The following is a 15,051-nucleotide window of genomic DNA, read 5'->3' as shown; positions in this document are numbered from 1 at the left end:
GTTGTATAATCAGTTTTGGTCATGGCAACTTTATCGGCGCAGGTATTTAATTTAAGAAGAAAGTGTTTTCTTTCGGGATAAAGTATGCTAAAATGATATATACTAACAAAAGGAAAGCTTTATCAAACCGAAATGCAAAAGAAGGTGAAAAATTTGGAGAGTCAACCGCAATGTGCAAAAATGTGTCCGCGTTTTGAAACCGCCTTTTCATGTTTGGGCAAGCGTTGGAATGGATTAATTATTCAATCCATGATGAGCGGTCCTAAGCGGTTTAAGGATATTTCCAATCTGATTCCCACAATGAGTGACAAAATGTTATCAGAGCGGATGAAAGATTTGGAAAATGAAGGAATTCTTACACGTCATGTATATCCGGAAACTCCTGTCCGCATTGAATACGAGCTAACAACCAAAGGCCGTGCACTTCAGCCGGTTATGGAACAGATTCAATTTTGGGCTGAGGAATGGATTAGATGAGCACCAAACTAAATAAGCGTTTCTCATAGCAAAACAGCCTTTTCCTAGGAAAAAGGCTGTTTTTTTATTTTGTGCATAGGTAGCACGGCTTAATAGCCTTTGACGCGCCCTGCAACTGAGAATAATGCTGCTGTTGCACGGCGGGGCACACGGGTTTGAATATCCAGCGCGGCCGAACGGAATGTACCCAGACAGGAATGGCAAAGTCTTCCTGCATAAATAGGGGAACGGCAGGACTCACAAGGATAATCGAGCTGACTGTATGTGGAGGGAAACTTGCCTGCTCTTACCCAGTCTGTGAGTAATTCTATAGGTGTGCCGGTTACATCACTGAGCTGGCGGGTATGAGTAGAAGGATGCTTCCATAGATAGTTAGAACAGCGGTCTAAGAATATATTTTCTTCCTGAATACAAGTACTACACAGGTTTCTAAGGTTCTGACGAAAAACGGAACCACATTTTGGGCAATTAGAATTATGTATCTCCATAGAAACCAGTCCTTTGTATCGAAGTATAGTGAAATTTTGAAATTTATTAGTTACATATTACTATGACCTTATACCTATATCAATCTTTATTTATGGAATCACTGATCTAAGTGTATGTTGGAGTCTGTGTTGACATAACTCTGTTACTTATGTACTATTACTTACATAAAGTTACTTAATGAATAAAATAAATTATTGATGACAAGGGGATATTTATATGATGCCATCTTTATTTTTGGCCCACGGCTCACCGATGCTTGCTATTGAACAGACAGACTATACTTCATTTTTAGAGCAACTGGGGAAAAGCATTCGTCCTAAAGCGGTTGTTATCTTTACTGCTCATTGGGAAGCGCAAACGTTAACGATCAGTTCGATGGATGACGTGTACGATACCATTTATGATTTTGGTGGTTTCCCACCGGAACTGTACGCGGTGAAATATCCAGCACATGGTTCTGTGGAACTGGCCAATAAGTTGGAAAAATTATATGAACAAAAGGGTATTGACGTACAAACTGATCGGGTGAGGGGACTGGATCATGGATCCTGGACATTGTTGCATCGTATGTATCCTGAGGCAGACATTCCGATAGTTCAGATCTCTGTAAATCCATATCTCTCGCCCAAAGCACAATATGTCATTGGTGAAGTGCTACGTGGACTGGGAGAACAGGATATTCTGGTCATTGGCAGTGGAGTGACTGTTCATAATCTGCGTATCGTCAAATGGGGGGAAACGAAAACAGAACCTTGGGCTATAGATTTTGATAATTGGATTATTGAAAAAGTGCAAAGTAGAGATATAGAGGCTTTGGATCACTATGAAAGCGAAGCGCCGTATGCTCGCCAGGCGGTACCAAGAGCAGAGCACTTTGTACCGTTGTTTATTGCAATGGGGAGTGGCAATCCTGCAAACAAAGCCAAGGTCATCCATAGAAGCTATGAGATGGGGAATTTAAGTTATCTATGCTTACAGTTTTAAAAAGTGTGTTGACAGAAGAATAACTATTGTTAAAATGCTTCGCTACTGCTCCTGTATAAGTAGGGGAGTGGAAATAAATTAGGGAGTGTTATAAGCTATAATGGCTTATAACACTCCCTTTTACATAAAAAACAATTTATTATATCCGGCAAATCTCACGAGGGCACAATTCACAATGACATACGCCTTGCAGCATTTCCAAATCCTTGACAACAATCATGCCATTATCGTATTCTACTGCATTTTTCTTACGTAGATCACTAAGCATCCGGTTTACGCTTTCCCGGGTCGCACCGATCATATTAGATAAGTCAGTATGAGTAATTTTCTTATGAATCAGGATATGTTCGCCGTGAGGCTCACCATAGGTATTGCATAGACGGATGAGTGTCGAACATAAAGCGCCTGGCTTGCCGTACATCATCAAATCGCGGAACTTAGTCTGAGTAATGCGGTGATGCGAACCCATCCATTTCATAAAATCAATCGCAAAATCACAATGTTGGCAAATAAGCAGCTCCAGATCTGTATGATCGATTACGCCAATATCACTGTCTTCCAGAACCTCAGCAGAAAAGGAATGCTTGGTGCCGAAAAATGGATCAGCTTGACCAACAAGATCGCCGCTTTGATACATATATAGAATAAGTTCCTTACCCTCATCCGTTGTTTTGGTTACTTTCACGCGTCCGCGCTTAATATAAAACAGCTTATCCGCTGTATCTCCTTCCCAGAACAGATGCGAGCTTTCTGGCATAACTCGATCTTTCATCATCACTTGCAATCGGTTGAAGCTGGCCTCCGAGAAGCAACAGGTGTTGCCGCGGGCTTCCATTACATTTGTAGGGTTTCTCATCGTCCATTTCCCCTTTGTATCCTATGTTTTTTATCTGCAACTTGATCAATTCAAATTCATTATATACCTGTGCAATGAGTTTTTGGGGCAAGAAGAGGGGGGAAAAGTGGCAGAATTCCAAACTTTGTGATTTAATTCACTTCATAAAATAAAATTTTAAATAGATTGTGAAAAAAATCACAATATATCTTGAAAAGCTGTGTTACGATCAGTGCGTGAACAAGAGATAGTACACGAGATAACAGGAGGATGAGGGAAATGGCTGTTAAAAACGAGGTTATCCAAAAAGAGCAAAGCGCAGAGCAGTATATTCAAACGCTGATTGACCGGGGAAACCGGGCACAGCAAGCTTTCATGAGTATGAATCAGGAACAGATTGACGAAATCGTACAAGCTATGGCACTTGCAGGGATGGATAAACACATGTACCTGGCGAAGATGGCTGTTGAAGAAACAGGACGCGGTGTGTACGAGGACAAAATCACCAAAAACATGTTTGCAACAGAATATGTCTATCATAGTATCAAAAATGAAAAAACCGTCGGTGTCATTGAGGACAATGATTTTGAGAGTTTTCAAAAGATAGCAGAGCCAGTCGGAATTATCATGGGGATCACTCCAGTGACAAACCCGACTTCGACTACGATGTTCAAAGCGTTGATTGCCATTAAAACACGTAACCCAATCATTTTCGGTTTCCATCCATCTGCTCAATCGTGTAGTGCGGAAGCAGCCCGCGTCTTGCTCGAAGCAGCTGTTAAACATGGTGCTCCAGCTGATTGTATTCAATGGATTGAAGCACCTTCGATGGATAAGACCAATGTACTGATGAACCACCCTGATGTGGCGCTGATTCTGGCAACTGGTGGATCAGGCATGGTTAAGGCGGCATATAGCTGCGGTAAACCTGCTCTGGGTGTAGGCCCAGGTAACGTGCCTTGCTTTATTGAAAAAACAGCAGACATCAAGCAGGCTGTGAACGATCTCATCCTCTCTAAATCTTTCGACAACGGTATGATTTGTGCTTCCGAGCAAGCGGTTATTATCGAAGAGCCAATCTTCGAACAAGTGAAAAAATTGATGATCGCTAACGGCTGCTATTTTGTAAATAAAGAAGAAGCAGCTAAGCTCACTCAAGGAGCTATGAATGTCGAGAAATGTGCAGTGAACCCAGCTATCGTCGGGCAGTCTGCTGTGAAAATTGCTGAAATGAGTGGTATCACAGTACCAGCAGGAACTAAAATTTTGGTCGCTGAGATTGAAGGGGTAGGAACAAAATTCCCATTGTCTGCGGAAAAATTGAGTCCTGTATTGGCTTGCTATAAAGTAAAAAATGCAGAACAAGGTATTCAACGCGCTGCTGAAGTCGTGGAATTCGGGGGCATGGGCCACTCGTCCGCTATTCATTCGAACGATGAGGACGTTATCGCTCGCTTCGCAAACCGTCTGCAAACAGGACGTATCATTGTAAATGCACCTTCCACACATGGTGCGATTGGCGACATTTACAACACCAACCTTCCTTCGTTGACACTCGGTTGCGGTTCGTACGGTCGTAACTCGACTTCGTCGAACGTATCGGCAGTCAATTTGATTAATGTGAAAAGGGTGGCGAAACGGACGGTGAATATGCAATGGTTCAAAGTACCTTCCAAAATCTATTTTGAGAAAAATTCGACACAGTATCTTGCTAAAATGCCTGATATCACACGTGTAGCCATTATCACGGACCCTATGATGGTACAACTGGGATATGTAGATCGTGTTATTCATTATCTGCATCAACGCCAAACACCAGTAGCTATCGAAGTGTTCTCTGAAGTAGAGCCAGATCCATCGACAGTTACGGTAGAACGTGGTACTGAAATGATGAGACGTTTCCAACCGGATTGCATCATCGCACTGGGCGGCGGTTCGCCAATGGATGCGGCTAAAGGCATGTGGATGTTCTATGAATATCCAGATACTGATTTCAATAACTTAAAACAAAAATTCATGGATATCCGTAAACGGATTTACAAGTACCCACGTTTGGGTCAAAAAGCACAATTTGTAGCTATCCCTACAACCTCGGGTACAGGGTCCGAAGTTACATCGTTCGCAGTAATTACGGACAAAAACCTGGGCAACACGAAGTACCCGCTGGCTGACTATGAGTTGACTCCTGATGTGGCAATTATTGACCCAGTGTTTGTATATTCGCTGCCTAAAACAGCTGTAGCGGACACAGGTATGGACGTTCTGACACATGCTATCGAGGCTTACGTGTCCGTAATGGCTAATGACTACACAGACGGTCTGGCGATTAAAGCCATTCAATTGGTATTCCAATACCTGGAACAATCGGCTCTGACCGGTGATAAGCTGGCTCGTGAAAAAATGCATAATGCTTCCACACTTGCTGGTATGGCGTTTGCTAATGCATTCTTGGGCATTAACCACAGTCTTGCACATAAATGGGGTGGACAATACCACACAGCGCATGGCCGCACGAATGCCATTTTGATGCCGCACGTCATTCGCTATAATGCGAAAAAACCGACAAAATTTGCTTCGTTCCCTAAATATTCGCACTTTGTTGCGGATGAGCGTTATGCAGAAATTGCGCGCATACTGGGACTGCCTGCACGTACCACCGAAGAAGGGGTTAACAGCTTGATCGAAGCGATCCGTAAGATGAACAAAACACTTGGTATCGAGGAATCGTTCCAACAAATCGGTTTCGATGCGAAGGATTTCGAATCACGTGTAGACTATCTGGCTGACCGCGCTTTTGAAGATCAATGTACAACTGCGAATCCGAAGTTGCCGCTGGTTACTGAGTTGGCTGATGTCTATCGCAATGCCTTCTACGGACGTTTTGACCAATAATATAATAGGTACGAAGAGGCTTGTGAAAAAGCATTTTCTCGTTCAATACCCATGCAGGCTCTCTATATAGAGGGCCTGTTGGTTTGGGAAGGGAGGTGAACGGCAAGGCTAAGGATATAGGCGTGAAGCTAGGGAAAATAAAGTGATAAAAATCACTCATATTGTGATTTTTATCACATACTACACTCTATCATTATTCTACAATAAGGGTGTAAGAAAGGTCCCGACACTGAGCGTAAGGCATCGGTGAACAGGCCGGGCTCAAGAAATAGCTTTATCGTGAAAAAAATCACAAGTCCGGAAGACCAAACAATTTGGAGGGATTTACATGTCGGTGATTGAGAGAGAATTACAAGAGCAACAATCTGGCTGGAGAGGTTTTAAAAAAGGCAAATGGACTAAAGAAGTTAACGTCAACGATTTTATTGAAACTAATATCTTACCTTATGTTGGCAATGAAGAATTTTTGGTTGGTCCTACCGCCAACACAACTGCATTGTGGGATATTGTATCCGATCTTACCAAAAAAGAGTTGGCAAACGGCGGCGTGCTTGATGTAGACGTGAATACGCCATCCACTATTATTTCACATAAACCGGGTTATCTAGACCGGGATAAAGAGCAAATTGTCGGTGTACAAACAGATGCTCCATTCAAACGCTCTTTGCAGCCGTTTGGTGGAATTCGGATGATGATCGACGCTTGTAAAGCCTATGGGTTTGAAGTACCAGAAAGTATCATTGATATTTTCACTCATATTCGTAAAACTCACAACCAAGGTGTATTTGATGCTTATACAGATGAAATGAGAGCAGCCCGTAAAGCTGGTATCATTACTGGTCTGCCTGATGCATACGGTCGTGGTCGTATTATCGGTGACTATCGTCGTGTAGCTTTGTATGGTGCAGACTTCTTGATCCAAGATAAAAAGCTGCAACTGAAAAGCCTTGAAGTTGATTCCATGGAAGAAGACGTAATTCGTCTGCGTGAGGAAATTTCCGAACAAATTCGTGCTTTGAATGAACTGAAACAAATGGCTGCTGAGCACGGTTTTGATATTTCAAAACCTGCTAACAATGCGAAAGAAGCTTTCCAATGGGTATATTTTGGATATCTTGCAGCAATCAAAGAACAAAATGGTGCAGCAATGTCCTTAGGACGTGTATCTTCCTTCCTTGATATTTACTCTCAACGTGATATGGAAGAGGGTACAATGACAGAAGAACAAGCTCAAGAACTGGTCGATCATTTTGTTATGAAATTGCGTATTGTTAAGTTCTTGCGCACACCTGACTATAATGAACTATTCAGTGGAGATCCAACTTGGGTTACTGAGTCCATTGGTGGTATGTCCGTAACTGGAGAAACTCGGGTAACTAAAAACAGCTTCCGTTTCCTGCACACCCTCTACAATCTGGGACCTGCACCGGAGCCGAACCTGACTGTACTGTGGTCGGAAAAATTGCCTGAAGGCTTCAAAAAATATTGTGCGAAAGTTTCTATTGAAACTAGCTCCATTCAGTACGAAAATGACGATCTGATGCGTCCAATTTATGGAGACGATTATGGTATTGCTTGTTGTGTATCGGCAATGAAAATCGGTAAGCAAATGCAATTCTTTGGTGCTCGTGCCAACTTGGCTAAAGCTCTGCTGTATGCAATTAACGGTGGTAAAGATGAAAAATCTGGCGTTCAAGTAGGGCCTGAATTCCCAGCCATTACAGGTGAAGTTCTGGATTATGAAGAAGTGTTGAGCCGCTTCAAACCTATGATGGAATGGTTGGCAAAACTGTACATGAACACTTTGAATGTTATTCACTACATGCATGATAAATATAGCTACGAACGCATTGAAATGGCGTTGCATGATCGTGATATTCTCCGTACCATGGCTTGTGGTATTGCGGGTCTGTCAGTTGCTACCGACTCCTTGAGTGCCATTAAATTTGCAAAAGTTAAACCAATCCGTAACGAAAAAGGGATTGCCGTTGACTTTGAAATCGAAGGCGAATATCCTTGCTATGGTAACAACGATGACCGTGTAGATAACATCGCTGTGGAACTGGTAGAAAGCTTCATGAGCATGATTCGCAAGCATAAAGCTTATCGTAATGCGGTTCCTACTCAATCTGTACTGACTATTACTTCCAACGTGGTGTACGGTAAGAAAACAGGTACAACACCAGATGGACGTAAAGCAGGCGAACCGTTTGCACCAGGGGCAAACCCAATGCACGGCCGTGATAAAAAAGGTGCTTTGGCATCTCTGAGTTCCGTAGCCAAATTGCCTTATGAACACAGTCTGGATGGTATCTCGAACACCTTCTCCATCGTGCCTAAAGCACTGGGTAAAGAAGAAGAAACACGCAAAACAAACCTTGTTTCGATGATGGATGGCTACTTTGGAAGCCACGCACATCATCTGAATGTCAATGTGTTTGCTCGCGAACAACTGTTGGATGCAATGGAGCACCCAGAAAACTATCCACAGCTTACGATTCGTGTTTCCGGCTATGCCGTTAACTTTATCAAGCTGACTCGTGAACAACAATTGGATGTTATTAACCGTACTTTCCACGGTACAATGTAAATAAGTATTACAATGACGCACGCATAGCGGATGCGGGAAGGATGATGCAACATGTTGAAAGGTCACATACACTCATTGGAAACCTTCGGGACCGTCGATGGTCCCGGCATCCGCTTCGTGCTCTTTATGCAAGGATGCTTGTTGAAATGTCAATATTGCCATAACCCGGACACTTGGGCCTTGAATGAAGGTAATCCGATGACGTTGGAGGAGGTATTGGCTGAGATTGAGCCGTATTTAGCCTATTACCGTTCTTCAGGAGGCGGATTGACCGTATCCGGTGGAGAACCGACGCTGCAAGCTCATTTTGTCGCAGAGCTGTTCAAAGAAGTGAAACGTCGGTGGAATTTGCACACGACACTGGACAGTAACGGATTTAATGACGCGGGCCGTATCCATGAACTGCTGGACGTAACAGACTTGGTGCTACTGGATATTAAGCATATTGACAATGACAAGCATATTAAGCTTACAGGCAAGTCTAACGACCGTATGCTAAGTACGGCTCGCTGGTTGTCTGAGCAAGGGCGCAAAATGTGGATTAGACACGTATTTGTACCGGGTATTCATGATGACGAGCAAGATTTATTGAATTTGGGACGGTTTATCGGAACGTTGAACGGAGTCGAGAAATTCGAAATTTTACCTTACCATCAAATGGGTGTTTACAAATGGGAAATGCTTGGTAAGGAGTATCCGTTGGAGGGAGTTCCATCTCCTACAGATGAAGAAGTTCAACGTGCATACCGACTCATTGAAGAGGGTCGTCTGGAGACTGCAGGAAAGAATGCTGTCTGTCGTCCATCATAATGTAAATGGCTCAAAGCTATTTCCTAGTAATGAAGCCGCCGCCACATCAGGTCAGATGGGCGGCGGTTTTTTGTTGTTGAATTTTTTGCAGTCACAGGAGAAAGTTCCCTTTTTTTCATGATCAGCAAAATTTCCAGAAACTTTTTAACAACTGACGCGTCTAATAGTATGACTTTTTACGGGAATGATAATAATTTGGTGATAGAAGGAGACAGACAATGAATTTCAAGAAATGGACCATGCTCACCGCCCTTGCGGTGGCTCAGGTGGCCGCAGTAGCCCCTGTAGGAGCAGAAGCAGCATCAACAACCGTTCAATCCACCGATTCGGTTAGCGCACAGCAGGCTCAGGCCAATGTTGCTGATTCAGGCGTTCAGAATAGCATCGGAGATCAAGATGGAACTAGCACACAAAATGACACGGTTACACCTAATAACACAGGCGTATCCAATGATCCATTGACTGGCCTGCCTACGGATACAACCAACGGATCGAACGTTTCCAATGATGTATACGGTGGAGACGGAACGATCACCAATCCTGGTGGAGCTCCAACATCCATGGGTGCTAATCAATTGATTTTGTACTTAAACAGCGCGAAAATGGAACAAAACGGACAGGTGTACACAGCAACTCAGCCGATGACTGTTAAGGACGGAGTTTCCTATGTAGCTATCCGTTCTCTTGTCAGCCGTGTCGGATTGCAGTTTAGTTATGACACTGCCACCAAAGAAACCGTAATCACACAAGGAACAAATGTCATGCGCTTCAAAACAGACAGCAAGGTTTATACGGTTAACGGTGAAGCCAGACAAATGAAGGGACCGGCTTTTCAGCAAAAGAACGTATTTATGGTGCCATTGACCTCGATTACACAGGCCTTAAATATTCCTTATACTGTGAATAATACGACTAAACAAGTTATCATGGATTTGAATCAGAAACCTAAAGCTTCCTTCACGGTTCAGCAAAAAGATATCTATGCGGGCGAAACCCAAGTTACGTATTTGACGAAGGAATCTTCTCCTACAGGTCTTCCGATTGTAAACCAACGTTGGGAAGGTAAGCAGGACGTATTTCAGGAGCCGGGTACATATGTAGTTACCTATTCTGTTCTTGACTCTGCTGGGAACTGGAGTGATCCTTACTCAGTTACAATTACAGTAAGGCCACCAAATCAGCCGCCAGTGGCTCTGTTTACAACTGATAAAAAAGAGTACAAAATGGGTGAGAAAATCACCATTACCGACCTGAGTACAGATGATGAGAATGCTATCACTAAGCGTGATTGGGAGAATAAGAAACTTGCCTTCTTCCAACCAGGTGATGTAACAATCACACTCACCGTGACTGATAAGCACGGCGTAACAGGTACCAAAAGTGAAACAATTAAAATTACGAATGAATTGCTGTACAACGAAGATGATTTCAATAAAATCTTCACACCATATGGTGATAAATATACAGTAGACGGCAGTCAGGTGCCTACCATGGCTACCATTCCTTTGACTAGTACATCTTCTCCGCGTCTTTTGATCCGTGCTAACAGCCCGGAACGTGTATTTCAGGACGGAATTGTGTATCAGGAAACCGGATCAGGCAGCACGCGCATACTCGTCCATCATGTGAATGAAACGGGTCGAGATGTGAAAATGTACGTGATTGCGACCAACAACAATATTACTCCTGCCAACATGAATGTCGAAAATTCTGGTTTTGCTGGACCATCTGAATTTGCCACAGCTGCGGGTAAAGTCTCAATTCAACGATATTTTCAATCCATGCAGGATGGAAGCAAGCGTTCTAGCACAGTTCTAAATCCTGGCGAAAGCCGCATTATTTTAGAGGATTTGAATGCACAAAAAATCAAGCAAAAACAGGTCATATCTTTGTTATCCGATTTGTATACGGATCAACCTATTCAATACACGGTAATTGTGTTAGATGCAAATGTAGATCCGTTAACTGTGTTGCCTACTCTGGCAAAACTGCCTAAGGACGGTATTCATAACCGTGGAACGTATGCTAATTCGGATATCACGCTCAATTATACCGAAGAGGTTGGTAAAACAGCTCAACGTATCGTTCTTGGTGATAATAAGGTAGATCCGAACCTGATTGGTACGGACGGTCTGGACGGCTCTTCTGCTTCCAATGCCGGTAATTTTGGTGTTGTATATAAAGTTAAATTGGATCATGTAGCGCCGTATTCACTGATTACGTTCAACCCGCGTGGAGGCGAATATTCCGGCTATGCGATGGTAAACAATCAGGTTGTGGGTATCCCGACGAACGGCGCAGTATGGGCTCCAAATGAGATGAGTGTGCTGTATCGCACAGGGCATATCGAGGAAAGTGTAGAAATGTATTTCACTGCTGCTGCAGGAAGTAACTTGCCGGTTTCCGTAGTAGTTATGCCTTTGCCAGCTATTAAAAATTAATATGAAATAACCGGTGCTGTTTACCGGCTTAGACCTTGGGTCTCGTCATTCACCGTTTAAAAGTCGATGTCACTTGCAGAATATAGGCGTTCTCCTGCTGCGAATTTAATCGTAGCGCCGGAGAGCGTCTTTTTCTTATGTCTAGATCCGAATATCTCTTATAATATTGACTTTAATCGTGGTATAATAAATAGATGCAAGCCTAAGCCTGCATCAGAAAACCTGAAACTACAGACAGGGGAGGGTGAAACGCATGCTGACAAAGGATGAGATTATTGCAACAATGTCCGCTCAGGGTCTGCGTATTACAGATCAGCGCAAGACGTTGGCCACGTTATTTTCCGAGAATGAAGGGTATCTGTCCCCCAAAGACGTTTATGAATATATGGGTAAGAAGTACAGTGGACTTAGCTTTGATACGGTTTATCGTAATCTGCGTGTAATGCAGGAATTGGGTGTGTTGGAACAGGTATCTTTTGAGGATGGAATGAAGTTTAAGGTGAGCTGTAATGAGCATCATCACCATCACCATATGATTTGCTTGAGCTGTCAGAAAACATTACCGATTTCTTTTTGCCCAATGCAAATGACAGATACAACGGATCAATTCCAAATCGTCGAGCACAAGTTTGAAATTTTTGGTTATTGCAAAGATTGTCAACAGAAGAATGGGCATACTGATAGTAATTCGGATGGGGGATTCAGACAGACGAGCAGTCACACTCACAGCCACGGGGGCTACTGAAATGAAAATCACCACACGCAGAGTGGCACAGGCTCCGATTAAGTTTTATCGTTCCTATATCTCACCGTTAAAGCCGGCTACCTGCCGATTCTATCCAACGTGTTCGGCGTACGCGTTGGAGGCGGTAGAGGTGCATGGTGCACTCAAAGGTTCATGGCTTGCTGCTAAGCGTATAGCCAAGTGCCATCCCTTTCATCCGGGCGGCGTAGATTTGGTCCCTCCTGCAAAAAAGGGAACAGATAGGTCTAGCGAAGATCGTTTGGCTACCCACTCCAAGAAGGGTCTGACTTGACAGCGCTATGCGGATTTGGTTATATTTTGGTTAATATTGTTTTCCTGCGAAGGGATGAGTAGGGTAAACCGTCCAGTACAGAGAGCCGGGGTTAGCTGCAAACCGGTCTGGAGCGAAGCCTGAATATGGTCCTGGAGGAACCTTTTTCGAGCGTATTTGCCACAGTTATTAGTGCTTGTGAGGCAAGCGTAAGGGGGAGGCGTGTTCCAGCGTTAATGGGCGGTCAGATGTGACCGGTGAAGCCTGTAGTCTGCGAGGATACAGGAAAATTGGGTGGTAACGCGTGAGGTGACTCTCGTCCCATAGGGGCGGGGGTCTTTTTTGTGCCCAATTTGTGCCAAATTCATGAATTGGAGTACCATCATGTCAGCAGATCTTATCGAGCTGCCGTGAACAAAACAGGAGGCAACACACATGTCCAATGAGAACACATTTTACATTACGACACCGATCTATTATCCGAGCGACAAGCTACATATAGGTCATGCTTACACGACGGTTGCGGGAGATGCAATGGCCCGTTACAAGCGGCTACGTGGTTATGAAGTGCGCTATTTGACAGGAACGGATGAGCATGGTCAGAAGATTGAGCAGAAAGCGAGTGCAGCAGGCAAAACGCCGCAACGTTTCGTAGATGATATTGTGGCAGGTATTCAAGAACTGTGGCGGAAGCTCGACATTTCCAATGACGATTTTATCCGTACTACGGAGGAACGTCATAAGGCTGTCGTACAGGAAATTTTTGATCGTTTGCTGAAGCAAGGCGATATTTACAAGGGAGAATACGAAGGCTGGTACAGCATCCCTGACGAGACGTATTACACAGAAACTCAGCTGGTTGACGTGGTGAAGGACGCCGAAGGCAATGTGGCTGGAGGAAAAAGCCCGGATAGTGGACACCCTGTAGAACTGGTCAAGGAAGAGTGTTACTTTTTCCGTATGAGCAAGTATGCTGATCGGTTGCTGCAATTTTATGAAGAGAACCCACAGTTTATCCAGCCGGAATCACGTAAAAAAGAGATGATCAATAACTTCATCAAGCCGGGTCTGGAGGATTTGGCTGTATCACGTACTACCTTCGATTGGGGCATTAAGGTGAAGGGGGATCCGAAGCATGTCGTGTATGTGTGGATTGATGCACTTTCCAACTACATCACAGCCTTGGGTTATGGCTCTTCCAATACCGAGCTGTATGATAAATTCTGGCCTGCAAATGTGCATATCGTAGGTAAAGAGATTGTAAGGTTCCACACGATATATTGGCCGATCATGCTGATGGCGCTGGATCTTCCGTTGCCTAAAAAAGTATTTGCACATGGTTGGCTGCTCATGAAAGACGGTAAAATGTCGAAATCTAAAGGCAATGTTGTAGACCCGGTGACGTTGATTGACCGTTATGGTTTGGACCAACTTCGTTACTACTTACTGCGCGAGGTGCCTTTTGGGGCAGACGGAACATTTACACCAGAAAGTTTTGTAGATCGAGTTAATTCGGATTTGGCAAATGATCTGGGCAACTTATTGAATCGTACCGTGGCGATGGTAGATAAATATCTTGATGGCAAGGTTCCGGCTTATGAAGCGAATGTAACAGCATTCGACGGAGCTTTGGAAGACATGGCAACATCGACTTATAGTAAAGTAGAAGAAGCCATGGAAAACATGGAGTTTTCCGTGGCATTAACGGCGATTAGCCAATTTATTAGCCGTAGCAACAAGTATATTGACGAGACGCAACCATGGAATTTGGCTAAGGATGAGGCAAAACGTCGCGAATTGTCATCTGTTATGTTGCATTTGGTAGAAAGCTTGCGCATCGCTTCCATCTTACTCCAGCCATTCTTAACCCGTGCTCCTCATAAAATTTGGGAGCAGCTCGGTATTAGCCAAGGTGAGTTGACTACATGGGATAGTGGCAAACAGTTCGGTCGTATTCCGGAAGGAACGCAGCTGGTCAAAGGTAATCCGATCTTCCCGCGTCTGGATTCAGAGCAAGAGGTTGCTTTTATCGTGGAAGCGATGACTGGAGGTAAGAAGCCGGAGGAAGCTACGACACAAGCTCAACCGCAGAATGCATCTGAGACGAGCCAGGAAGCACCGGAGGCAAAGGAAGAGATTGGCATTGAGGATTTTGCCAAGGTGGAACTGCGCGTTGCTCAGGTCGTCGCCTGCGAGCCTGTGAAGAAGGCCGATAAACTATTGAAGCTTCAGCTTGACCTTGGTTATGAGCAGCGGCAAGTAGTATCAGGGATTGCGAAGTTTTATACACCTGAAGATATCATTGGGCGCAAGGTGATCTGTGTGACCAATCTGAAGCCAGTAAAACTTCGGGGAGAGCTGTCGCAAGGTATGATTTTGGCAGCATCACATGGAGATCAGCTTACGCTGGCCACCGTACCGGAAGGTATGCCGAATGGTGCAGTTGTAAAGTAGTACGCTATGTAAAAATAAAAGAACGTAATGAGCGTATGTCCGGGAATCATTCTTCCTGGGCAT

Annotated in this window: 10 protein-coding genes; 9 read left to right on the top strand and 1 reads right to left on the bottom strand. The window is 44.0% G+C overall.

Annotated elements, in window-relative coordinates; translation table 11 throughout:
- The first annotated feature begins 132 nt into the window (after nt 1-132).
- Nucleotides 133-477, top strand: a complete 345-nt coding sequence (locus MHI21_RS15725) for a helix-turn-helix domain-containing protein (RefSeq protein WP_071641521.1) — start codon at nt 133-135, stop codon at nt 475-477.
- A 705-nt stretch (nt 478-1,182) separates the two neighbouring features.
- On the top strand, nt 1,183-1,950 hold the full coding sequence (locus MHI21_RS15720; protein ID WP_341163811.1) for a class III extradiol ring-cleavage dioxygenase: 768 nt from the start codon (nt 1,183-1,185) through the stop codon (nt 1,948-1,950).
- A gap of 139 nt (nt 1,951-2,089) precedes the next feature.
- On the opposite strand, the gene MHI21_RS15715 is transcribed toward MHI21_RS15720, so the two are convergent.
- Nucleotides 2,090-2,806, bottom strand: coding sequence for a Crp/Fnr family transcriptional regulator (locus MHI21_RS15715; RefSeq protein ID WP_013310849.1), 717 nt, complete (start codon nt 2,804-2,806; stop codon nt 2,090-2,092).
- Nucleotides 2,807-3,064: 258 nt separating this feature from the next.
- Between MHI21_RS15715 and adhE the strand changes: the two genes are divergently transcribed.
- The 7 genes from adhE (at nt 3,065) to metG (ending at nt 14,988) form a co-directional block, all read left to right on the top strand.
- On the top strand, nt 3,065-5,677 hold the full coding sequence (adhE, locus tag MHI21_RS15710) for a bifunctional acetaldehyde-CoA/alcohol dehydrogenase (RefSeq protein ID WP_341163810.1): 2,613 nt from the start codon (nt 3,065-3,067) through the stop codon (nt 5,675-5,677).
- Between the two features lie 328 nt (nt 5,678-6,005).
- The gene (gene pflB, locus MHI21_RS15705) at nt 6,006-8,267 is read left to right on the top strand and encodes a formate C-acetyltransferase (protein WP_103048672.1); all 2,262 of its coding nucleotides are present in this window, start codon (nt 6,006-6,008) and stop codon (nt 8,265-8,267) included.
- A gap of 51 nt (nt 8,268-8,318) precedes the next feature.
- Entirely contained in the window at nt 8,319-9,077 is a 759-nt protein-coding gene (gene pflA, locus MHI21_RS15700) for a pyruvate formate-lyase-activating protein (RefSeq protein WP_013310845.1), read from the top strand.
- A gap of 218 nt (nt 9,078-9,295) precedes the next feature.
- On the top strand, nt 9,296-11,518 hold the full coding sequence (locus MHI21_RS15695) for a copper amine oxidase N-terminal domain-containing protein (protein WP_342418481.1): 2,223 nt from the start codon (nt 9,296-9,298) through the stop codon (nt 11,516-11,518).
- A 253-nt stretch (nt 11,519-11,771) separates the two neighbouring features.
- Nucleotides 11,772-12,263: a Fur family transcriptional regulator gene (locus tag MHI21_RS15690; protein WP_013310843.1), complete on the top strand. Its 492-nt coding sequence runs from the start codon at nt 11,772-11,774 to the stop codon at nt 12,261-12,263.
- A gap of 1 nt (nt 12,264) precedes the next feature.
- Entirely contained in the window at nt 12,265-12,555 is a 291-nt protein-coding gene (gene yidD, locus MHI21_RS15685) for a membrane protein insertion efficiency factor YidD (RefSeq protein ID WP_341163808.1), read from the top strand.
- A 414-nt stretch (nt 12,556-12,969) separates the two neighbouring features.
- Complete coding sequence (gene metG / locus MHI21_RS15680) at nt 12,970-14,988, top strand: methionine--tRNA ligase (RefSeq protein WP_342418480.1); 2,019 nt, start codon at nt 12,970-12,972, stop codon at nt 14,986-14,988.
- The last annotated feature ends 63 nt before the right edge of the window (nt 14,989-15,051 follow it).

Origin of the sequence: Paenibacillus sp. FSL H8-0168 (assembly GCF_038592955.1) — a bacterium.
GTDB lineage: Bacteria > Bacillota > Bacilli > Paenibacillales > Paenibacillaceae > Paenibacillus > Paenibacillus polymyxa_B.
This window is presented reverse-complemented; position numbering and strand designations above follow the sequence as displayed.

Coding starts and splice junctions, on each gene's coding strand:
- MHI21_RS15690 (WP_013310843.1), top strand. CDS start 11,772: ATGCTGACAAAGGATGAGATTATTGCAACAATGTCCGCTCAGGGTCTG.
- MHI21_RS15725 (WP_071641521.1), top strand. CDS start 133: ATGCAAAAGAAGGTGAAAAATTTGGAGAGTCAACCGCAATGTGCAAAA.
- yidD (WP_341163808.1), top strand. CDS start 12,265: ATGAAAATCACCACACGCAGAGTGGCACAGGCTCCGATTAAGTTTTAT.
- pflB (WP_103048672.1), top strand. CDS start 6,006: ATGTCGGTGATTGAGAGAGAATTACAAGAGCAACAATCTGGCTGGAGA.
- adhE (WP_341163810.1), top strand. CDS start 3,065: ATGGCTGTTAAAAACGAGGTTATCCAAAAAGAGCAAAGCGCAGAGCAG.
- MHI21_RS15720 (WP_341163811.1), top strand. CDS start 1,183: ATGATGCCATCTTTATTTTTGGCCCACGGCTCACCGATGCTTGCTATT.
- MHI21_RS15715 (WP_013310849.1), bottom strand. CDS start 2,806: ATGAGAAACCCTACAAATGTAATGGAAGCCCGCGGCAACACCTGTTGC.
- metG (WP_342418480.1), top strand. CDS start 12,970: ATGTCCAATGAGAACACATTTTACATTACGACACCGATCTATTATCCG.
- pflA (WP_013310845.1), top strand. CDS start 8,319: ATGTTGAAAGGTCACATACACTCATTGGAAACCTTCGGGACCGTCGAT.
- MHI21_RS15695 (WP_342418481.1), top strand. CDS start 9,296: ATGAATTTCAAGAAATGGACCATGCTCACCGCCCTTGCGGTGGCTCAG.